Origin of the sequence: Winogradskyella wandonensis, from assembly GCF_004346845.1 — a bacterium.
Taxonomy (GTDB): domain Bacteria; phylum Bacteroidota; class Bacteroidia; order Flavobacteriales; family Flavobacteriaceae; genus Winogradskyella; species Winogradskyella wandonensis.
Genome location: NZ_SMGI01000002.1, coordinates 249,006 through 269,872, shown reverse-complemented (window position 1 = coordinate 269,872; position 20,867 = coordinate 249,006). Strand labels below are relative to the sequence as shown.

20 protein-coding genes are annotated in these 20,867 nt (G+C 34.7%); 12 read left to right on the top strand and 8 right to left on the bottom strand.

Going from position 1 to position 20,867, the window contains the following annotated elements; all coding sequences use genetic code 11:
* The first annotated feature begins 19 nt into the window (after positions 1-19).
* The 9 genes from DFQ05_RS06080 to DFQ05_RS06040 all read left to right on the top strand — a co-directional run bounded on the left by DFQ05_RS06080 (position 20) and on the right by DFQ05_RS06040 (position 9,848).
* On the top strand, positions 20-2,032 hold the full coding sequence (locus DFQ05_RS06080; protein ID WP_132704512.1) for a transglutaminase family protein: 2,013 nt from the start codon (positions 20-22) through the stop codon (positions 2,030-2,032).
* Between the two features lie 2 nt (positions 2,033-2,034).
* On the top strand, positions 2,035-2,361 hold the full coding sequence (locus DFQ05_RS06075; RefSeq protein WP_132704511.1) for a nucleotide pyrophosphohydrolase: 327 nt from the start codon (positions 2,035-2,037) through the stop codon (positions 2,359-2,361).
* Positions 2,362-2,394: 33 nt separating this feature from the next.
* Positions 2,395-3,624: a 3-phosphoshikimate 1-carboxyvinyltransferase gene (gene aroA / locus DFQ05_RS06070; RefSeq protein WP_132704510.1), complete on the top strand. Its 1,230-nt coding sequence runs from the start codon at positions 2,395-2,397 to the stop codon at positions 3,622-3,624.
* Between the two features lie 74 nt (positions 3,625-3,698).
* Complete coding sequence (gene queA / locus DFQ05_RS06065) at positions 3,699-4,748, top strand: tRNA preQ1(34) S-adenosylmethionine ribosyltransferase-isomerase QueA (RefSeq protein ID WP_132704509.1); 1,050 nt, start codon at positions 3,699-3,701, stop codon at positions 4,746-4,748.
* A 279-nt stretch (positions 4,749-5,027) separates the two neighbouring features.
* On the top strand, positions 5,028-6,068 hold the full coding sequence (gene rlmN, locus DFQ05_RS06060; protein ID WP_132704508.1) for a dual-specificity RNA methyltransferase RlmN: 1,041 nt from the start codon (positions 5,028-5,030) through the stop codon (positions 6,066-6,068).
* Between the two features lie 74 nt (positions 6,069-6,142).
* Positions 6,143-7,120, top strand: a complete 978-nt coding sequence (locus DFQ05_RS06055) for a polyprenyl synthetase family protein (protein WP_132704507.1) — start codon at positions 6,143-6,145, stop codon at positions 7,118-7,120.
* 148 nt (positions 7,121-7,268) lie between these two features.
* Positions 7,269-7,832, top strand: a complete 564-nt coding sequence (locus DFQ05_RS06050; RefSeq protein WP_132704506.1) for an RNA polymerase sigma factor — start codon at positions 7,269-7,271, stop codon at positions 7,830-7,832.
* Entirely contained in the window at positions 7,819-8,646 is an 828-nt protein-coding gene (locus DFQ05_RS06045; protein ID WP_132704505.1) for a hypothetical protein, read from the top strand. Before DFQ05_RS06050 ends, DFQ05_RS06045 begins: the two co-directional genes overlap by 14 nt.
* Before the next feature lie 95 nt (positions 8,647-8,741).
* Positions 8,742-9,848, top strand: a complete 1,107-nt coding sequence (locus tag DFQ05_RS06040; protein ID WP_132704504.1) for a hypothetical protein — start codon at positions 8,742-8,744, stop codon at positions 9,846-9,848.
* A 39-nt stretch (positions 9,849-9,887) separates the two neighbouring features.
* On the opposite strand, the gene DFQ05_RS06035 is transcribed toward DFQ05_RS06040, so the two are convergent.
* Together DFQ05_RS06035 and DFQ05_RS06030 are read right to left on the bottom strand one after the other, a co-directional pair.
* Entirely contained in the window at positions 9,888-10,916 is a 1,029-nt protein-coding gene (locus DFQ05_RS06035) for a transglutaminase domain-containing protein (protein ID WP_132704503.1), read from the bottom strand.
* Between the two features lie 8 nt (positions 10,917-10,924).
* The gene (locus DFQ05_RS06030) at positions 10,925-11,332 is read right to left on the bottom strand and encodes a carboxypeptidase-like regulatory domain-containing protein (RefSeq protein ID WP_158281895.1); all 408 of its coding nucleotides are present in this window, start codon (positions 11,330-11,332) and stop codon (positions 10,925-10,927) included.
* 362 nt (positions 11,333-11,694) lie between these two features.
* Here DFQ05_RS06030 and DFQ05_RS06025 point away from each other — a divergent pair, with 362 nt between their 5' ends.
* On the top strand, positions 11,695-11,997 hold the full coding sequence (locus DFQ05_RS06025) for a hypothetical protein (protein ID WP_132704501.1): 303 nt from the start codon (positions 11,695-11,697) through the stop codon (positions 11,995-11,997).
* Here DFQ05_RS06025 and DFQ05_RS06020 read toward each other — a convergent pair.
* Genes DFQ05_RS06020 through DFQ05_RS05995 form a run of 6 tightly spaced genes read right to left on the bottom strand, consistent with a single transcriptional unit; the run spans position 11,994 to position 18,968 of the window.
* A complete protein-coding gene (locus tag DFQ05_RS06020; RefSeq protein WP_132704500.1) occupies positions 11,994-13,388 on the bottom strand; it encodes an MptA/MptB family glycosyltransferase in 1,395 nt (464 codons plus the stop codon). The genes DFQ05_RS06025 and DFQ05_RS06020 overlap by 4 nt on opposite strands.
* A 25-nt stretch (positions 13,389-13,413) precedes the next feature.
* A complete protein-coding gene (locus tag DFQ05_RS06015) occupies positions 13,414-14,904 on the bottom strand; it encodes a cellulose synthase family protein (RefSeq protein WP_132704499.1) in 1,491 nt (496 codons plus the stop codon).
* Positions 14,904-15,632 carry a glycosyltransferase family 2 protein gene (locus tag DFQ05_RS06010; RefSeq protein ID WP_132704498.1) on the bottom strand — a complete coding sequence of 243 codons (729 nt, stop codon included), beginning with the start codon at positions 15,630-15,632 and terminating at the stop codon, positions 14,904-14,906. Before DFQ05_RS06010 ends, DFQ05_RS06015 begins: the two co-directional genes overlap by 1 nt.
* Positions 15,629-16,027, bottom strand: coding sequence for a toxin-antitoxin system YwqK family antitoxin (locus tag DFQ05_RS06005; RefSeq protein ID WP_132704497.1), 399 nt, complete (start codon positions 16,025-16,027; stop codon positions 15,629-15,631). Before DFQ05_RS06005 ends, DFQ05_RS06010 begins: the two co-directional genes overlap by 4 nt.
* Positions 16,027-17,661: a 4Fe-4S binding protein gene (locus DFQ05_RS06000; protein ID WP_132704496.1), complete on the bottom strand. Its 1,635-nt coding sequence runs from the start codon at positions 17,659-17,661 to the stop codon at positions 16,027-16,029. The genes DFQ05_RS06005 and DFQ05_RS06000 overlap by 1 nt, the downstream gene beginning before the upstream one ends.
* Before the next feature lie 2 nt (positions 17,662-17,663).
* Complete coding sequence (locus DFQ05_RS05995; protein ID WP_132704495.1) at positions 17,664-18,968, bottom strand: NAD(P)/FAD-dependent oxidoreductase; 1,305 nt, start codon at positions 18,966-18,968, stop codon at positions 17,664-17,666.
* A gap of 202 nt (positions 18,969-19,170) precedes the next feature.
* On the opposite strand from DFQ05_RS05995, the gene DFQ05_RS05990 reads away from it, so the two are divergent.
* Both DFQ05_RS05990 and DFQ05_RS05985 read left to right on the top strand, forming a co-directional pair.
* Positions 19,171-19,875 carry a DUF547 domain-containing protein gene (locus DFQ05_RS05990; protein ID WP_132704494.1) on the top strand — a complete coding sequence of 235 codons (705 nt, stop codon included), beginning with the start codon at positions 19,171-19,173 and terminating at the stop codon, positions 19,873-19,875.
* Positions 19,876-19,938: 63 nt separating this feature from the next.
* Positions 19,939-20,835: a hypothetical protein gene (locus DFQ05_RS05985; RefSeq protein WP_132704493.1), complete on the top strand. Its 897-nt coding sequence runs from the start codon at positions 19,939-19,941 to the stop codon at positions 20,833-20,835.
* The last annotated feature ends 32 nt before the right edge of the window (positions 20,836-20,867 follow it).

Here is a 20,867-nt window from a genome sequence, read left to right as displayed (position 1 = left end):
GAATTAATTAAACATGCAAATGAAGAATATTATAACACTTACAATATTTGTCAGTTTCGTTACATTTAGTGTGGCACAAGACTTTAAATTCGGAAAGGTGTCCAAACAAGAATTGCAAGAAAAAGCACATCCAATAGATGCTTCTGCCGATGCGGCAGTACTTTACAAAAAAGAGCATATTACTTTTAATTACGTGCAAGGAGAAGGGTTTGTTCAAAATCGTGAAATACACGAACGTATTAAAATTTATAATAAAGAGGGCTATGATTGGGCAACAGAAAAAGTCTACTTATATCAAGGCTCTTCTGGAGCTTCAAAAGAAAAAATAATAGGTATTAAAGGCTATACTTACAACCTTGTTAATGGTAAAGTTGAAAAAACTAAACTTAAAAAAGACGGCATCTTCGACGAGGAGTTAAATGAATTTATGGACATAAGCACCATAACTATGCCAAATGTTCAAGATGGTTGTATTATAGAATATACTTACGATATTAAGTCTCCGTTTAGTTCTATAGATGATATATATTTTCAATACGAAATCCCAATTAATCAACTTGATATTAAAGTGGCTACACCACAATATGCTCAATATAATAAGTTAGCTAATCTTAGAGCAAGTTACCAGCCAAAGTTGAGTAAAAGAAAAGTAGAGAGAAAAGTTGTATTTACTGACAGACAACGATCTGAATTTTATACTACGAATACAAAATTTAGTCAATCCACAGAAACTTATTTTGATAATGTTATAGAAATATCAGAAACTAATATCCCAAGCCTTAAAGAAGAAGCTTATGTCGGAAGTATGGAGAATTATGTATCTAAGATGAGTTTTGAAATGGTTGCTACACTGAACGATTTCGGAGCTATAGAAAAATCTTTTTCCTCAAATTGGGAAAAAGTTTCTAAGAATATTTATGACAGCGATGCTTTCGGCGGACAATTAAATAGAAATAATTTCTTTAAAGATGACATCGCGTCTTTACTACAGGGTGTAGAGGTACCTTTCGAGAAAGCATTTGTACTACAGTCTTTTGTTAAATCTAAAGTTAAATGGAACGGAAGCTACGGGTTTTACAGCCAAAAAGGCATAAAGGATGCTTATAAAGAAGGTAGCGGAAACATCGGAGATATTAATCTCTTACTCATCTCTATGTTAAAGTCACAGGGCGTAAACGCAAATCCAGTGTTAGTAAGTACTAAAAATAATGGAATACCATTATATCCAACTAGAAGAGGGTTTAACTACGTAATTTGCATGGTTGAAGACCAAGGTAAATATGTGCTTATTGATGCTTCAGAAAGATATAGTCTTTTCAATGTGTTGCCAAGAAGGGTATTAAATTGGCAAGGACGATTAATTAAAGAAGATGGTTCATCTAGCTGGGTTCCTTTAATGCCTAGTCAACAAGCAGTAGAGTCTAACTCTTTAAATATAAAAATTGAAGATGACTTTACCGTAAGCGGAAAAGTAAGACAGATGATGACAGGTAATTTAGCGCTCAATCTCAAAAAAAAATACCTTGGTTTAAGTCAAGACGATAAAGTAAAATCATTAGAGAGTGACAAAGGAGCTATTGTAATTTCAGAAACAGAATTGGAAGACAAGGAAAATGGTGATTTTATAATATCTTATGATTATGAACTCTCGGACGCAGTTGATGAGATTGGAGGTAAATTATACTTTAAACCTCTCTTATTTATGGGAGAAAAAGAAAACCCTTTTAAGCTTGATGAAAGAGCATACCCAATAGATTTTTTAATTCCATTTAAGAATAAGTTCAAGGTAAATATCATGCTACCTTCAGGTTACGAAGTAGAAGCAATACCGCAAAGTGAAGCTATCGAATATAAATCAGGTGCAGTAAAGTACACTTTTGTCGCAAAACAAAATGGTAGTTTTATTCAGCTAAGTACGGAGTTTGATTTAAAGTCTCCGATAATAGATTCTGCAGATTATAAGGTTTTTAAAGAATTTTATAGTAAAATTGTAGAAAAGCAAATGGAACAAATCGTACTTAAAAAGGTATAGATATGAACATAAATGATGCCCAAAAGGCAGTTGATAATTGGATAAAAGAACACGGCGTACGCTATTTTAATGAGCTCACTAATATGGCACAACTCACAGAAGAGGTTGGTGAAGTTGCACGCATTATTGCTCGGCGTTACGGAGAACAAAGTGAAAAAGAATCCGATAAAAATAAAGATTTAGGAGAAGAATTGGCGGATGTTGTTTTTGTAGTCCTGTGTTTAGCAAATCAAACAGGAATAGACTTACAAGCAGCCTTTGATAAGAAAATGGATAAAAAAGCCGAGCGTGACCACGATAGGCATCACAATAACAAGAAATTAAAGTAAATTTGTTCCCGCTTCGGCGGGAATTCTTTTTTTATGACATTACATATACAAAAATCCACGATAAAATCAATCTCTGAAGTTAAGATTACAGGCTCCAAAAGTGAAGCTAATCGTTTATTGATACTACAAGCACTTTATCCTCAATTACAAATAGAAAACGTATCTAACTCTGACGATTCTCAATTGATGCTAAATGCACTAACATCTTCAGAAGCGGTAATAGATATTCATCATGCAGGTACAGCCATGCGGTTTTTAACCGCTTATTTTTCTTCAAAAGAAGGAAGAGAGGTTGTTCTTACGGGGTCAAAGCGTATGAAAGAGCGCCCAATAGGCGTTCTGGTCGAAGCGCTAAGGCAATTGGGAGCTAATATCGAATATATTGAGAATGAGGGTTTTCCGCCGTTAAGAATTAAGGGACAAAGACTTACCAAAACCAAAGTGACCTTAAAAGCTAATGTCAGTAGTCAATACATATCGGCGTTATTACTTATTGCCCAAACATTAGAGAATGGACTTGAGTTAACCTTGGATGGAAAGATAACGTCTGTACCATATATAAAAATGACGCTAAGTTTACTCGATGAGATTGGAGTTGCTAATTCTTTTAAAGGAAATAGTATCACTGTTAAACCCATAAGCGAAATAAAGTCCAAAACGATAGTTGTGGAGTCAGATTGGTCTTCAGCATCTTATTTTTACAGTATTGTGGCTTTAAGTAATGTTGGTACAAAAATTACTTTGTCTTCTTACAAAAAAGACTCACTTCAAGGCGATTCTGTATTGGCAGATATTTATAAACTGTTTGGTGTAAGAACAACATTTAAAAAAAATACGATAGTTTTAGAGAAATCATCAATCGTTAATAATCAAACGTCAATCAACTTAGATTTAAGCAACGCGCCAGATATTGCACAGACTATTGCAGTCACATCATTTGGCTTAGGTTTAAAATGTCAATTGACGGGGCTTCACACTTTAAAAATCAAAGAAACAGATAGACTAGAAGCGTTAAAAACTGAATTAACTAAGCTTGGTGCCAAGATTGAGGTTACAAACGACACGCTAACTCTTTACAGTTCTACTTCCGTTATTGATGATGTACAAATAGAAACCTATAACGATCATCGTATGGCTATGGCTTTTGCGCCATTGGCTCTAAAGACTTCGATAACTATTAAGGATGCTGATGTGGTTTCAAAATCTTACCCAGATTTTTGGTTAGACCTAGAGCAAATTGGTTTCAATTTTGATAAAGCGTAAATAATTCCTCGTTTACTTGACAACCCCTATCACGAGATTGTATATTTGCAACTTTCAAAATTTAAACTAAAACTATGAAATTATCACACTTCAATTTTGACCTTCCAGAAGAATTACTAGCCGAGCATCCCGCAGAACACAGAGATGAATCGCGTTTAATGGTATTGGATAGAGCAAACCAGACGATAGAGCATAAAATGTTCAAAGATGTTATCGATTATTTCGATGAAGGAGATGTGATGATTCTTAACAATACAAAAGTATTTCCAGCAAGACTTTACGGAAATAAGGAAAAAACTGGAGCTAGAATCGAAGTTTTTTTATTAAGAGAACTAAACCAAGAGCAACGTCTTTGGGATGTTTTAGTAGACCCAGCTCGTAAGATAAGAATTGGTAATAAATTATATTTTGGCGATGACGAGACGTTGGTTGCTGAAGTTATAGACAATACAACATCTAGAGGTCGTACACTTCGTTTTTTGTATGATGGAAGTTATAATGATTTCAGAAATAAATTAAACGAACTTGGAGAAACGCCACTTCCTAAGTACATTAAAAGAGACGTAGAGCCAGAAGACGAGGAACGTTACCAAACCATATATGCGGCTAAAGAAGGCGCTGTTGCAGCTCCGACGGCTGGATTACATTTTTCTAAACACTTATTAAAGCGTTTAGAAATTAAAGGCGTAGAACGTGCCGAAGTAACATTGCATGTGGGATTAGGAACGTTTAATCCAGTAGAAGTAGAGGATTTGTCAAAGCACAAAATGGACAGCGAGGAAATAGAAATTAAACAATCAGCTGCAGATATAATTAACAGAGGTATCGCTAATAAAAAGCGTGTATGTGCCGTAGGAACTACATCTATGCGTACCATAGAAAGTTCGGTATCTTCTAGCGGAACATTAAATCCTTATTCTGGTTGGACTAATAAATTTATTTTCCCACCATATGATTTTAGCATCGCTAATAGTATGATTACGAATTTCCATACGCCAAAGTCCACATTGTTAATGATGATTTCTGCTTTTGCAGGTCACGATTTTATGAAAGAGGCCTATGCACAAGCTGTAAAAGAAAAATACAGATTTTATTCTTACGGTGACGCGATGTTGATTATATAATCGCGACTCACAAAAAAATAGAACCTCTCATTTACTAACTCTAATCGAGAGGTTTTTTATTTTGGCGTTCCCCCGAAATTTTTTCGGGGTCGGGCTTTTCGCTGTATTTTTTATTTGACGACTTTTCGACTGCGCTCAAAGGGACAAATAAAAAGATGCCGCTACAATCCCTAACGTGTAGCTCTTATAATTTAATAAATCAATTTACTCGCTAATTAGTGAAAATTCGTGCTATTCGTGTCTGTTACAATCGCCAATATCTGCTACCTTTGTAACCAAATGAAAACGATCAAAAAAGATATACGCGCACTCACTAAAGACCAACTACGAGAGTTTTTTGTAAAAAACGGAGACAAGGCCTTTAGAGGTAACCAAGTTTACGAGTGGTTATGGCAAAAGTCCGCGCATAGTTTCGAGGATATGACAAATATTTCTCTAGAAACTCGTCAGATGCTCGAGGATAATTTTGTGATAAACCATATTCGCGTAGATCAAATACAACGTAGTGAGGATGGTACTATAAAAAATGCAGTCCGTTTACACGATAATCTTGTAGTGGAGTCTGTTCTTATACCAACGGCGACACGTACCACAGCTTGTGTGTCTTCTCAAGTAGGCTGTAGTTTAGATTGTAAATTTTGTGCAACTGCAAGATTAAAGCGAATGCGTAATCTTAACCCAGACGAAATTTACGATCAGGTTGTAGCTATAGATAACGAGAGTAGATTATATCACAATCGTCCATTGAGCAATATTGTGTTTATGGGAATGGGTGAGCCATTGATGAATTATAATAATGTCTTAAAAGCCATTGACAAAATAACATCTGATGAAGGCTTAGGCATGTCACCAAAACGAATAGTGGTCTCAACATCGGGCGTTCCCAAGATGATTAAAAAAATGGCAGATGACGGTGTTAAATTTAAGCTAGCCGTGTCTTTGCACTCAGCCATTGGCGAGGTGCGTACATCTATCATGCCTTTTAATGCAACGTTTCCGCTTGCCAGTTTGCGAGAAGCCTTAGAATATTGGTATGCCAAAACAAAAAATAGAATCACCTACGAATATGTGGTTTGGGATGGAATAAATGATAAGCGAAAAGATGTAGATGCGCTTGTTGACTTTTGCAAATTCGCACCAAGTAAAGTAAATCTTATCGAGTACAATCCAATTGACGATGGCATGTTCCAGCAGGCTAACTCTAAAGCTATAGATATGTATGTAGATGTTCTGGAAAGAAACAACATTACAGTAACTGTAAGACGTAGCCGTGGAAAAGATATCGACGCAGCATGCGGGCAATTGGCAAATAAATCTTAAACTTTAGTACAAACCTTAATAAGGTCGTATCTTTACAATCTAACTGTTCTATATACCGAAACCGCAATTATCTATTGAAGATAACTGAACAAATAAAACAGCCCATAGCTTTCGAGATGGAACTTTTCGAGAAAAAGTTTCGTTTGGCGATGTCAAGCAAGGTGGCACTCCTTAACCGTATTACCCATTATATCGTAAACAGAAAGGGTAAGCAAATGCGGCCAATGTTTGTATTTCTAGTAGCTAAGATGCTTAACAATGGCGAAGTAAGTGAGCGCACTTACCGAGGCGCTTCGGTTATTGAGTTAATTCATACAGCAACATTAGTTCACGACGATGTTGTGGACGATAGTAACCGCCGCCGAGGATTCTTTTCTATAAATGCACTTTGGAAAAACAAAATTGCCGTACTTATTGGCGACTATTTATTATCTAAAGGCTTACTGCTGTCCATTGATAATAACGACTTCGATTTGCTTAAAATCATTTCAGTTGCTGTACGAGAAATGAGTGAAGGCGAATTACTTCAAATCGAAAAAGCACGTCAATTAGATATTACCGAAGATGTCTATTACGAAATTATCCGCCAGAAAACAGCAACACTCATTGCTGCCTGTTGCAGCTTAGGTGCTGCATCTGTAAAACCTAATTCGCCAGAGATAGAGCAGATGCGAAAGTTTGGTGAACTTATAGGTATGGCGTTTCAGATTAAAGATGATTTGTTTGACTATGGCGAAACTAAAATAGGGAAGCCAACAGGCATAGACATTAAGGAACAAAAAATGACGCTTCCGTTAATTTATGCGCTCAATAATTCTTCGAAAAAGGAAAAAGCTTGGCTTATTAATTCTGTAAAAAATCATAATAAAGATAAAAAGCGGGTAAAAGAAGTGATTGCTTTTGTGATTGAAAAAGGAGGTCTAGATTATGCAGAAAGTAAAATGGTAGAGTTCCAAAAAGAAGCCTTAACACTATTAGATGCTTATCCCAAATCCGAATTTAAAGCCTCATTAACCTTAATGGTGAACTACGTCATCGAAAGAAAAAAATAATTTTTTATTATCTTGAAAGTATTTATTTTATTGATGTTTCGAGAATAATTATGAGAAGTGCTCAAATATTTTTCAACCCTCAGGCAACCAAAAGCCAACCATTTGCGTCTTTATAAATAGAAGTGCAAACCATCACTTTAAAACGAGAATGAAAGTCATTCAACTTCATAATAACGAGGAGAAACTCATAGCAAAAGCCGCTAAAAATAATCGCGAAGCTCAGCATGTGTTATATGAGTTACACGCGCCAAAAATGTTAAGCGTTTGTCGTTATTATATAAAAGATGTGCATCAGGCCGAAGAAGTTATGCTTAACGGATTCTTTAAAGTCTTTAAACATCTCAAAAGTTTTAAAAATGAAGGCAGTTTCGAAGGTTGGATACGACGCATTATGGTTAGAGAAGCTATCTCGTGTTTGCGTGGCAAAAAGCAATTAGAATTCCCTGTAGAGGAAATAGATTTTAAACAAAACGCTACAGATAGCATTAATTCTAATATCGAAGTTGCAGAGATTCAAAGACTAATAGATGGTTTGCCAGAAGGTTACAAAATGGTATTTAATATGTATGCCATCGAGGGTTATAAGCATAATGAGATTGCGGAAATGTTTCAGATTTCTGAAGGCACATCAAAATCGCAACTATACAAAGCAAGACAATTGCTTCAGCAAAAAATTAAAGATTTAAATAAGACCGGTTATGGCACCAATTAAATTTGAAGAACAAATAAAAGACAAGTTAGAGCAGCGTACGCTTACGCCATCTACAGACGCTTGGTCTAAGCTTTCGCAGCAGTTAGATGCTGAAGATAAGCGCAATAAAAGGAAGTCGTTTTGGTGGTTCGGTATCGCCGCAAGTGTTGCTGCATTGGTATTTTTATCGATTAGTTTTTTTAATAATGAAGACGAAAATTCTTTGAACGACATTATTGTAAAAGACAAGATTAAAGAAACAATATCATCTCAGCCAGAAGGTATATTTCAAAATGAAACCAATGATAATTCAGAGAATCAGTTAGTAATCACAGAACAAAAAGAAACGTTAGAACATAAATCTGAAACAACTAAAAAAGAGAAATTACAACAGAGTTTAGCTGTTACAGACCAAAGAAAACAAAATCAATTGCTACAAAAAGTAAGTGCTAAGAAAGAAAATAGTGCAGTAGCTAAAGCTGAAAAACAAAAATTACTAGAGCTTGATAAGATAAAATTGAAAAAAAGTTCTGCTGAAGATTTAATACAAACCCCTAAAGTAGAATTCAATTCAGTAGCAGATGTCTTGCAAGAGGTAAAATCTAGTAATAAAACTACAGTGACAGACCAACAAATCGATTCGCTTTTAAAGGTGGCAAACAGAGAGTTACTTATGGATAAAACTATAAAGAAGAAAACCAACATTGTTAATGCGGACGCGCTACTTCAAGACGTTGAAGAGGCAATGGGGCAATCGTTTAGAACTCGAATTTATGAAACCTTAAAAGGTGGTTACGAGGAAGTGAAAACAAGAGTTGCGCAGCGCAACGATTAATCGAATGCATCAATCAAAAAAACACCGTTGCCAAGACTAGGGTGTTTAAAGAAACCGAACAGAAACTAATTTCATTAATTAAAATTTAACGAACAATGACAACACTATCAAAATACGTTGTAGCGCTTATCCTATGCCTATTTGTAAGCAATATAAGTGCCCAAGAAACCGAACAGACAGATGCTAAGAAAGACACAATTAGCACTTTAAAACTTCAAAAAATAAAAAGGCTAGAACGTCTTAAAGAAGATATAAAAATACAAGAGCGTGAATATCTTAAAGCCGAAATCGAAGTTATTAATAAACGATTAGACAACGATGAGATTACTGCAGACGAAGCCGAGAAGTTAAAAAAAGAGGCAGCAAAAAAACGCGCGGCTAATATTGAAGACCGATTGGCTATAGTCGATAAAAAAATTGAGCTTGTAAAACGTAATCCTTATAACGAAAATTTGGATGAAAACGGTACTTCGTTTGTAGGCCTTTTAGTAGATGGTAAAGACAGAGCAGAATTTGGAATATCAATTAAGTCTGGTAAAAAGAGACCGCCAAAATACGATATTCGTACTGGTAATAGAATGGTTTTTGCGATTGGATTTAATAATGCTATCGGAGATGGTCAGGATTTAGATAATACACCTTACAAATTAGGAGGCTCAGGCTTCGTAGAGTTAGGTTGGGCTTGGCAAACTCGTTTGTTAAAGGAATCTAATTTTGCAAGATTAAATTATGGATTTTCTTTTCAGTGGAACAAATTAGATATTAAGAACAATCAATATTTTGTAGAAAATGGTGATATAACCTCACTCCAAGATTTTCCTTCGGATTTAAAGAAAGCAAAGTTTAGAGTTACTAATTTAGTTTTCCCAGTACATTTAGAATTTGGGCCATCACGCAAAAAAGATTATGGTGATAGAATTCGATACTTTACAGATAATCATTTTAGAGTCGGTATTGGCGGATATGGTGGCGTAAGATTAGGGTCAATGCAAAAATTAGTCTATGAGGATGCAGATGGAGACCGAGTAAAAGACAAGCAAAAGCGTAACTTTAATGCCTCTAATTTTGTGTATGGTGTTAGTGGATATGTAGGTTGGGGAGATATTTCGCTCTATGCAAAGTACGATTTAAGCCCGCTTTTTAAAGACCAATCTTTAGAGCAGAATAATATTTCACTGGGTCTCCGTTGGGATTGGGATTAAACAAGTCTTTGAGTTAATAAAAAAGTCTTAATTAGCAATTTAATTAAGGCTTTTTTCTTTTTTAACTCTTACGACATAAGTCGCAACAAGAAAACCATTAATTTGTAGATGCACATCGTAAAAGCCTTTGCGTTTAAACTTATAGCTAATGTCTATGCTATTCCCGTTCTGTTCTACATTATCAGGTAATTTTGTGGTGGAAGAACTACCATCTACGATAGTTAGCGAAACATCTTCTGCATTGATTTTAGGCTTTAGGGTGTAACTAATCTCTAAAGACGAATTGACCTCTATTTCGTTATATAATCGATTTGGACCTATATGATTTGATAATAACTTATAAGCATCATTGTATAATATTGGTGCGTTTACAAAATCGTTAAAACTAGGTGTTTTGTCCATTAAAAACCATTTAGGTTCAATAGGAAAATGACTTATAGCAAACAGTTGTGGTGTGACTAAAAACAAGCCATTGTTGTAACTAAATTTAAATCGTCCACTTTCGGAATCTTGGATGCCGCTAGCCCAAGTTGGGTCACAGAGGTACCATTTTCCGTTAAGATTTACAGCATTCCAGCTGTGGTTTGGTTCTTCTAAATCTTCGGGATTGCCGGAACTTGGTTTCCCAAAACCATTAATTATTTTACAATCAATATTAGCAAGCTGGCTTAATGTTTTAACTAAGTAGGCGTAGCCTGTGCAAATCGTTCGTCTTCGTCTCAGGAGTGTTGAGAAAATTTTTTTCTTAAACTTTTCGTTCCAAGCCTCTAGTTTTAAGCTGTCGTCTTTAAATCGTTTACGTTTTCGCTTGTTTTTTGCGTACAGCCCATAATCGTTCTTTACGTTATTACATACCCATAGGTAAATAGCCCTGAAACGTTCGGCATCTGTTTCAAGACTATTCGTAAGATTATAGACCAATTCTGGCATATCGTCTAAAGATGCACCTCGATTTTGTTTTGCTAATTTATCAGCTTCTGTAAAGTCAATCGAAGAGAAATCTTCGGACTGCGCAGAAAGACAGAAGCTTGCAAAGTAAAACAAGAAAAGAACTAAAAATCTAGCCATTAATTTTACTAATTACGGCTTTGACGTTTACTCTTGTAAGGTACATTAGTGTTCAGTGCGCTTAGCACATCAATTGCTTCCTCTGACATCGTTAGCTCAATAAAACTTGAATCTTTGTCTATAACTACAGATTCTTTTTTGTAACCAAGGTAGCTAAAAATCAAAACGTCTCCAGCACTGAGTTTTTCTGGAAACGCAAAGCTTCCGTTTGCTTTAGACACTGTGCCAGATTTAGAGCCTTTTAGATAGATGCTTACCCCATCGAGAGGACCATTAGCATCTTTTACCACGCCATTTACAGAAATAGCATTATTCTGTGCTTGCACTGGATTAAAAACAAGAATAGCTAAAAAGAATAAGCCAATACTAAAAAGTTGTTTCGGTAATGCGTTTGTGTGTAAAATAGATGTTTTCATAATCATATAATATTTGTTCAACTCAAATGTATAATCCCCTATTTGTTATAAAAAGGGATATTGAGCCAACCTAGCTTTTAGTAACGTAAAACGACTGTTTTGTTTAGTAAGAACTAAAATAGCATATCTAATTCTAAAATGGAAAGTTTTAACAGCCCAATACAATCTTAAAAAATAAAGTTTGTTTTGTCGTTTAAATTAAATTCATTCGTAAATTAGTTTTACCAAATCATTTATTACTTTTAAAATATGAAATGCCATATCCAAAAAAAATGGAAGATTTGAATGATGATAATTAAAGCATTTCACCCTTATGCTGAGCGGAGTCGAAGCATGACTGAAAAAGAAAATAAAATTTACAGATGAAAGATAACTTGAAACGTGTTATTGTAGACTTTAAGAAACTAACACCAGAAATACTAGCTTTATTAGTAGAGAAATATCCTGATGGTTATGACGATGCCCATATTATTTCTTTTAGAAACGCTAAAAACGAACTAATTGAAGCGGTAGAAGTTACCACCGAGGATACTAAGTATTTGGTAAAAGTAAGCTCTACATTAGCTGTGACTATGGAGAACTATGACGAAGATGATTACGAAGACTTTGACGATGATGATCCAGAAGCAGTGCAACCACCAGACGAAGAGGATATGGAAGATTAGATTTTCAATCTTCTATTCAGCAATACTTCATATACGAATACACTAAATACAATACCGTATTCTAGAGCGATAATCCACAAATTTTCGGATTTATCAGCAGTACCAATTGTTAAGTAAGATAAATAACTAAGAACAATTACCGCACTCCAAATAATAGGAAATCGGTAGTTGGTAAATAGACATAAAATAACCAAAGTAGCTATGTACCATGGATGTACAGTAGTGCTTAAAAATAAATAAAATGTAAAGGTTAATAACATAGATTCTGCCAATTTGGGCAGACTGTTATTTTTTTTGAAAAGCGAAAAACACAGAATTATGGCAATTGATACTAAAGGCATAATTTTTCCAATTACTTTTATTTCATTGTAACCCGTTATGGCATATCCAATTTCTCTTGCTAGGTAATAGATGCTTGCATTAAATTCAAAATTACTAAACCAAAGTCCTACCGTTTGAGCATAGTTGTCTATAAATTCCATTGAGAAAAAGGGTAGAAATAAAATTGCTGTCGTTATTAGAACAATAGAATAGAAAGCAATAAGCTTTTTTAAATCTGGGATTCTATGGTTTTTCTCTTTTGGAAACCACCAAAAGAAAATTGGTAAGAACATTAACGGAATAAGCTTTACAGAAATAGAGCATGCCAACACCACAGCAGCCCATTTCCATTTACCAGATTGAAGTAAATATAAACTCCAAACCAGAAAGAAAATCATAACACCTTCAAAATGTAGGTTACCAGTTAATTCTATTATTATAAACGGATTTAGAATATATAACCAAATGCGATGCGCTGACAAGTTTAAATGCTCTAATAATTTTTTTCCAAACCAAAGTGTGCCAATATCTGCCGCTATAATTAGTAATCGTAAGATAATTACCGCGCCTGTAATGTTATTTCCAGAGAATAAAGCCGCGAAATAAAAACACAGTTGATTTATTGGAGGGTAATTGGTATAATGCGAAGCACTTAATGCACCCATTCCGTTATATAACTCTTGCGCTTGCGATATGGGAAATTGACCGTTTAGAATAAATGAGTCAGGAGTAAATAAATAAGGATTGAAGCCTTCGAGCAGCATGCGACCATCCCATATAAAACGATAAAAATCTTGTGATAGATTTGGTATTGCAGGCAGGAAAACGAGTCTAAATAAAACCGCCGCAATTGCTAAAAACCCAAAACTGATCTTGGGCTTAGAGGCGTTAGAGTCGAGGGATTTTTTTAAAATATAAGCAAAAACGAAAAGAGCACTATAAAGTAAAAGGAGTTTTAAGGCTTCTGTACGTACTAAGTTATAGACAAATGAAGCATACAATATCAAGCTTAATAAAATACAAACCAGTGGTAGTCTGTGATATTTTAATAAGTCTTGATTAAATAACATAAGCTAAAGATATGTCATAGAAATCTTAAGCTTTAGAACTTAAAGATTTAAAAAATACATAACCGAAACCAATAAACAACATTAAGTGAAATGGAAACAATCCAAAATCACCACCTTGGTCGCCAACCACAAATGCACTGTATAAGCCAAAACCAAAGTAAAGCATTAGGCTACCTTCGATAATTACATGAGGCGATATTTTTTTACGTAAGTATTTATTGCCTTTCCAGGAATCTTTAAGTGTACTAATGTTAAATTTGGGTGTACGTACAAATTCACTTCGTTTACCAATATGCCCTTCGATTACCGCAATAGAATTATGTAAAGAAAAGCCCATTGCAATCGAGAAAAACGTAAAAAACATACCAATGTAACTAAAGAACTTTTTGAAACCGCTTCCGTAAATATTTCTATACATAAACCAATAGCAAACAAAGAAGATTATAGTGCTTGTCACAAAGAAACTCATGACGTAAAAGTAGTTTCTTAGGTGTGCATATTCATTTTTAATATACAACATTGGAATACTAAGTATAGCAACAGTGAATATGCTTAAAAACATGGTGCTGTTTAATAAGTGCAGTAAACCATGAATTTTTGTTTTAAAAGAAATATTTTTAGAAGTAATTACGCGTTTTAGCATTTTTCTAAAGTTTTCCGCACCACCTTTATTCCATCTAAATTGTTGAGAACGCGCCGCACTAATAACTACTGGAAGCTCTGCTGGTGTCTCGACATCTTCAAGATACTTAAATTCCCAATTTTTTAGTTGGGCACGATAACTCAAATCCAAATCCTCTGTTAACGTATCACCTTCCCAATTTCCAGCATCGATGATACATGTTTTTCGCCAAATACCAGCTGTTCCGTTAAAGTTTATAAAGTGGCCTTTACTGTTGCGCCCTACTTGTTCTAACGTAAAATGTGCGTCTAAAGCAAACGCTTGGATTTTAGTGAGCAACGAGTAATTTCTATTAATATGTCCCCATCGTGTTTGCACAACACCTACTTTTTCATTTTTAAAATAAGGTACTGTACGTTTTAGCCAATTTGGTTGTGGTAAAAAGTCAGCATCAAAAATTGCAATAAATTCGCCTTTAGCAATTTTTAAACCCTCTTTTAATGCGCCAGCTTTAAAACCGGTTCTATCGGTTCTTGTAATATGTTTAATGTCTAAACCAGTAGCGGCCAACTTCTCAACATGGGCACGAGTACTTTCAACAGTTTCATCTGTAGAGTCATCTAATACCTGAATTTCCAATTTGTCTTTTGGATAGTCCATTTTAGCCATGTTGTCTAAAAGTCTATCCATGACGTACATTTCGTTATATACAGGAAGCTGAATGGTTACGAAAGGAATTTCATCTGGATTAGAAAAATCGAATTTCTCAGAATTATCAGTTTTCTTTTTTGAAGACAGGTAATTATAAAGCAAGTTTAATTGCGCCAAAGCATACATAAAAATAAGTATGATGGCAATCGTGTAAATAACGATTATGGTGTATTCTAAAAACATTATTTAAAGCTATATTTAAAAATCCATGTTAGGATTTTAACGCCTGCAAATATAGCACCTTTTACCGTTCCTGAAACTTTTGAGACGCCTATTCTGTTTCTGTAATTAACTGGTATTTCTCTGTAACTAAACTTTTTCTTTAAAACTTTAAGTTGCATCTCTACAGTCCAACCATAGGTTTTGTCTTCCATGTCTAGTGCTAAAAGTTTGTCATATTTTATCGCTCTAAATGGTCCAAGGTCTGTAAAAGTAGAACGAAAAAATAGTTTCATTAACGAGGTTGCAAGCCAATTTCCAAAAATTTGCGGTCCAGTCATGCTGCCAGCTTCGCGTAAATTTTTGTCTCTTGCTCCAATAACAAAATCGATATTGTCGTCTATTATTGGCGCGACAATTTTTGTAAGCTCTTCTGGATAGTCACTGTAATCGCCATCCAAAAAAACAATAATATCTGGTCGCTTTGTCTGGTTATTGAGCGAAGCGGAGGCGATATACGACATACCTTTTAGACAGGCATAACCGTAACCTTTTCTGTTTTCAACTAATACTGTTGCACCTGCGTTTTTAGCATTTGCTTCAGTATTGTCTGTAGAATTGTTGCTTACAACGATAATTTCGTCAACAATTTTTGGGATGTCTGCAATGACTAGAGGGATAGATTCTTCTTCGTTATAAGCAGGAATAATAACTTTGATACTTAGGCTGCGCTCAGCATGGTTTTTTTTCATTGAAGGTCTCTTAGTCTATTTTCTTTTTTAAAGGACCTAAAATCGGTCCATTGTTTAATTTTTTTGCCTAAGGAGTATTTTACTGCGGATATCAATTTTTGGTTTTTATACATTAAGCAATAACCATTTTTCTTACCATCTTTTAATTGACATTTATGGTTCACTTTTCCATGAATATCATAAAAAATCCACCAATTAACCTTTTCGCCAGCTTTATAATGGCCTTCTTCTTTCAATTTACCATTAGAGTGATAAAAGCGCCAATACTCTGTTTTTTCTCCTTTAATAATCCAACCAGCAGATTCTAATTTGCCATTTTCAAAATAATTTTTCTGATAACTCTTTTGTGCATTTGCAAAACTACTGATAAGTAATAAAAAAACTAAGAAGCGCATTACTTTTGATTTACAAGCTCCATTAAATCAACATCGTTACCCAAAAGAATTTCAGTAGGATTAATACGTCCTTTCATTGAGTCGTTTTCTAATTTAAGAACACCGCGAGGACAAACAGCCGAACAGATGCCACAACCTACACAGCTTGAGCGTACAATGTTTTCGCCTTTTTGGGCATAATGGCGGACATCGATTCCCATTTCACAACTGTTAGAGCAGTTACCACAAGAGATACACTGACCGCCATTTGTTGTAATTCTGAATTTTGAAAATAAACGCTGCTGAAAACCTAAAATTGCTGCCATAGGACATCCAAAACGACACCAAGCACGACTTCCTAAAATTGGGTAAAATCCGGTACCAATGACTCCTGAAAATATTGAGCCAATTCCAAAGCCATAAAACGTTCTTAAAGCTCCATTTAAACTATAAGTATTTTCATTTAAACCAAAAGAAAAATACTTAGCATTAATCCTTATTTGGCTTATGTCTACAAAGTACATTGTCGTAAAGAAAGCAATGACAACCCCAAAGCAAATACTAGCACTTATGATAGTTTTTCTAGGAAAAGAATTTCTTTTAAAAATCATAACTAAGATATAAACCATAGTTAAGAATATTCCAGAAAGTAATATGAATATCTTTTTTGTTAGCCAAAAATCATTCTTATCATAACCTAAGTAAGTTGATACCATGGCGACTGTCATTACAACTGCAAATACCAATACAGTATGGATTAGCCAACGTTCTAATTTCCAAGCAGATAGTTTTTTCGAGGATAAATGCCTAAAGGAATCACCAGCAGTTTCGGCTAGGCCACCACAACCACAAACCCAAGAACAATACCAGCGTTTCCCAAACTTATAAGTTAATATTGGTGTAATAACGAAAATAGATAGAATACCAAAAATAATTAAAGCTAAACCGATGGTACCATTAGACAAAAAGGCATTTACCGACCACTCATCGAAAAGATAATAGTTTAATGGCCATACACTTTTTAAATCATAATATGGTAAATCATTATTCATTACATACATAAATTCTGGAATCAAGAAGGCAAAGCCTAATTGAAAAAACATCACAGAAACCGTACGAATTTGTTGATAACGGTTATGGCGGTATTTTAGAATAAATTTATATCCAAAAGCTAAAATAGCTACGGTATATAAGGTGCCATAAACAAACCATTGACTCGCATTTCGGCCAGAAAGCAGTTGGCTTAATGGGTCGAATAAGGCTATTAGTCCATTGTTAGAGCCATCAACGCCTTGGCCTAAACCCAAATATTTAGGATAGAAATACAGTACAACATAAAATGTAGTTAAAATAACCCCAAGAACCCATCCCCAAAAACCGCGTGACGAAACGGACTTAAACCATTGGCCATCATTTTTAATGCCTTCTAATTTGGTGAGATAAGCCTCTCTAGAATACATGATTACTCCAATAGCAATTAATCCTAAAGCGGCTGTTAAAGAGAGTCCTTCATTAGGAAAATTAGTATTAAATAAGGCTAAGGTTAATATAAATAAGCCAACAATACCTACAGCTAAAGCGACTTTTTGTTTAGTAGTAATGCCCAGAGCGTCTGGTTTTGCCAAAGACATACTGTGATTTATTTTATTACTCATGGTTAAGTGGTTTGTAATGTGTTGTTGTATGCTGAAAGAATTTCAGCTTCGTAATGACTATAAAATTCTGGGTCGAAGTTGGCTTCCTGTAGATTTTTCATAACATAATCTACATCACGCTCTTCGGTAAGCCAACGGTCAAAAACCTCATGACGCATACGAATACCAAAGGTGTTGATGCCTAAAAATTTATTAGTGTCTTTATGGTAAGCTACAGTAATGCATTTGGTATCGTCTTTGTGTTTCCAATGGAAATGTTGCTCATAATCTTGCTTGTTTCTTTCACTAAATACCCAACCGTAAGTTTGGTATTCTATATCCATAAACTTTGCAGAATTAAACCAATGTCCTGGTTTGTATTCAATACGGTTTCCACAAATGGTCTGAGCTAAGGTTTCGCCCATCATACGGCCAGTGTACCAAACAGCTTCAATTGGTCTTCTGTTTCCAATAGCTTCACGTTGTTCGGCACAATCGCCAATGGCATAAACGTCTTTAATGTTAGTTTCTAAAAAACGATTTACTTTTACGCCACGTCCGACTTCAATGTCAGAGCCTTTTAAAAAATCGATATTTGGCGATACACCCGCGGTAAGACCAACGACATTACATGGAATTTCTTCACCAGTTTCTTCGATAATCACTGATTTTACCTTACCATTTTCATCTGCTTTTATTTCTCGAAGATTAGTGGATAAGCGTAAATCTATATGATGTTTTTTAATGTGTCTATTAATCATCTCGCTTTCACCAGATGGTAAAACGCCATTCCAAAAGCTGTCTTCGCGCACTAAAAACGTTACAGGGATACTTCTAGAATTAAGCATTTCTGCCAATTCAATTCCAATTAAACCGCCTCCAACAATCACAGCATGTTTGCAAACGTCATTGCTTGGTGCATGCTTTTCAAGATTGTCTAAATCTTGTTTGTGATACATGCCCATAACACCATCAAGGTCTTGTCCTGGCCAGCCAAATTTATTGGGCTTACTTCCAGTAGCAATGATTAACTTATCGTATTGCAATGTATCGCCGTCGGCAAAATGTAAAGTCTTCGATTTTGTTTCAATCGTTTTTACATAACCCTTTTTAAGGTCTATTCTGTTTTTCTCCCAAAACCAGTTCTCGTAGGGTTGGGTATGTTCAAACTTCATATGTCCCATATAGACATACATCAAAGCAGTACGAGAGAAGAAGTAATCTGTTTCAGCAGAAACTATGGTGATTGTCTTGTCAGAAAGTTTACGGATATGTCTTGCAGCGGTTACGCCAGAAATGCCATTTCCGATAATAACGATATGTTCCATATAATTGGTTGTTAGTGGTTGGTGAGTCGCACCTAAAGGTAATAACTTAAACTTTAGGTTTAATTTAGAAAGAGTTTAAATAGTAAAAGTTTGTAAGGATTTAAGATAAAATGAGACACGAAAATTCTTTGAAAATTTATGTAAGAACAAAGAGTTAACATCGACAGAAGAGCCATTATAACAAATTTACACTTTGTATATCATGAAAAAATTCTTCTTCATATTTATAACAATTATTGGAGTAAATCTGCAAGCGCAAAACTTAGATACTTTTTTTAAAGGTGCTGATGAGTTCCTTAAGGACTACGTAAAAAATGGAAAAGTGGCTTATGACGACATCCATAAAAATCCGGAAAAACTAAATGCGCTTTTGGCAAATGCCGAAACGATTTCTGTTAGTGAAAGCGACGCTAAAAACTACCAAGCCTTTTGGATAAACGCTTATAATCTTTCAGTCATTAAAGGTATAATTGATAATTACCCAACAAACTCGCCATTAGATAACAAAGGTTTTTTTGATAAGACAACTTATAGTTTAGCTGGAAAACAGATAACACTAAATGATATTGAGCACAAGCTGTTACGTCCAAAATTTAAAGACCCAAGATTTCACTTTGTTTTAGTCTGCGGTGCTGTTGGCTGTCCGCCATTAATCAGCAAAGCGTATTTGCCGAGCACTTTAGATGCACAATTAGAAGCGCAAACAAAAAAAGCTATCAATGGAAGTTTCCTAAAAGTGAAAAAAAACAAAGTTTCAGCTTCAAAAATTATGGAATGGTATAAAGAAGATTTTACCATGAATGGCACTACAGAAATCGACTTTATAAATAAATACCGAACCGAAAAAGTTTCAGACAAAGCAAAGCTGAGTTACTTTGATTACAACTGGAATTTAAACAAACAATAACATATTATTACCACTAACAAGTCAAATTAAATTCCAAAAAAGGGATTTTCAAACCAAACAAACATGGAAAAATTTATTATCGCAGCAATTGCAATTGCTATGAGTTTTACAGGATTTTCTCAAGAAGATGAAGAAACTAGTAAAAGTGTAATTCAAGAATATACACCTTCAATTTTATTAAAAAAAGGACAATGGGATATAAAGTGGTTTAATAATCTTTACACAGAAACTACAGATTTATTTGGTCCGAATGGTGATAAACAAGACATTCCTCGTCAAACATTTTTTACATCGACTTTAGATATTTTTACTGGAATTTCTGAAAGTAATAGAGTTAATATTGGATTGCTATTAGAATTTCGCTCTAACGCCATTGGCGGAAGAGATGCCATAGATGTATTTTCTTTTGATGGCGAACGCGGAACGGCTCGTTCTGGTTTTACATCTTTTGCACCGGCCATAAAGTTCAATCCTATAAAAAGTGTGTCTAATTTTACAATTCAGACTGCTTTTCACATTCCGTTGATTGATAATGAAACTGAGGACGGCGTATTTTTAGACCAAGATGGCTTTATTTTTCAGAATCGCTTTTTCTATGATTATAGTTTTACTGGCGGCGATTGGCAGTTTTTTACAGAGCTTAATACAGAATACAATTTTGGTGAACAAGATAGTTTTGCCTACAATAGTTTGCGCTTAACGCCAGGTGTATTTTTGAGTTATTTTCCAAGTTCTAGGTTTACAGTTTTAGGGTTTGTACAACATTTACAATTAATTTCTTTTGGAGGCAACGACCAAGGCTTTAACGATTTTAGTCAAGACGCATCCATTCTTGGAGCTGGAGCAAAGTATCAATTGTCTGACGAATTGAATGTAGAATTCTTGTATTCAAACTTTGTAAGAGGAAACGACACAGGTTTAGGTCAAACTTTTAATATAGGTTTAAGAGCTTTGTTTTAAATATATATTTATTTTAGGAGCTAAAATTCGTG

Excerpts from the sequence above, each read along its gene's own strand:
- DFQ05_RS06080 (WP_132704512.1), top strand. The coding sequence starts at position 20 with ATGAAGAATATTATAACACTTACAATATTTGTCAGTTTCGTTACATTT.
- DFQ05_RS06075 (WP_132704511.1), top strand. The coding sequence starts at position 2,035 with ATGAACATAAATGATGCCCAAAAGGCAGTTGATAATTGGATAAAAGAA.
- aroA (WP_132704510.1), top strand. The coding sequence starts at position 2,395 with ATGACATTACATATACAAAAATCCACGATAAAATCAATCTCTGAAGTT.
- queA (WP_132704509.1), top strand. The coding sequence starts at position 3,699 with ATGAAATTATCACACTTCAATTTTGACCTTCCAGAAGAATTACTAGCC.
- rlmN (WP_132704508.1), top strand. The coding sequence starts at position 5,028 with ATGAAAACGATCAAAAAAGATATACGCGCACTCACTAAAGACCAACTA.
- DFQ05_RS06050 (WP_132704506.1), top strand. The coding sequence starts at position 7,269 with ATGAAAGTCATTCAACTTCATAATAACGAGGAGAAACTCATAGCAAAA.
- DFQ05_RS06045 (WP_132704505.1), top strand. The coding sequence starts at position 7,819 with ATGGCACCAATTAAATTTGAAGAACAAATAAAAGACAAGTTAGAGCAG.
- DFQ05_RS06040 (WP_132704504.1), top strand. The coding sequence starts at position 8,742 with ATGACAACACTATCAAAATACGTTGTAGCGCTTATCCTATGCCTATTT.
- DFQ05_RS06035 (WP_132704503.1), bottom strand. The coding sequence starts at position 10,916 with ATGGCTAGATTTTTAGTTCTTTTCTTGTTTTACTTTGCAAGCTTCTGT.
- DFQ05_RS06030 (WP_158281895.1), bottom strand. The coding sequence starts at position 11,332 with ATGAAAACATCTATTTTACACACAAACGCATTACCGAAACAACTTTTT.
- DFQ05_RS06025 (WP_132704501.1), top strand. The coding sequence starts at position 11,695 with ATGAAAGATAACTTGAAACGTGTTATTGTAGACTTTAAGAAACTAACA.
- DFQ05_RS06020 (WP_132704500.1), bottom strand. The coding sequence starts at position 13,388 with ATGTTATTTAATCAAGACTTATTAAAATATCACAGACTACCACTGGTT.
- DFQ05_RS06015 (WP_132704499.1), bottom strand. The coding sequence starts at position 14,904 with ATGTTTTTAGAATACACCATAATCGTTATTTACACGATTGCCATCATA.
- DFQ05_RS06010 (WP_132704498.1), bottom strand. The coding sequence starts at position 15,632 with ATGAAAAAAAACCATGCTGAGCGCAGCCTAAGTATCAAAGTTATTATT.
- DFQ05_RS06005 (WP_132704497.1), bottom strand. The coding sequence starts at position 16,027 with ATGCGCTTCTTAGTTTTTTTATTACTTATCAGTAGTTTTGCAAATGCA.
- DFQ05_RS06000 (WP_132704496.1), bottom strand. The coding sequence starts at position 17,661 with ATGAGTAATAAAATAAATCACAGTATGTCTTTGGCAAAACCAGACGCT.
- DFQ05_RS05995 (WP_132704495.1), bottom strand. The coding sequence starts at position 18,968 with ATGGAACATATCGTTATTATCGGAAATGGCATTTCTGGCGTAACCGCT.
- DFQ05_RS05990 (WP_132704494.1), top strand. The coding sequence starts at position 19,171 with ATGAAAAAATTCTTCTTCATATTTATAACAATTATTGGAGTAAATCTG.
- DFQ05_RS05985 (WP_132704493.1), top strand. The coding sequence starts at position 19,939 with ATGGAAAAATTTATTATCGCAGCAATTGCAATTGCTATGAGTTTTACA.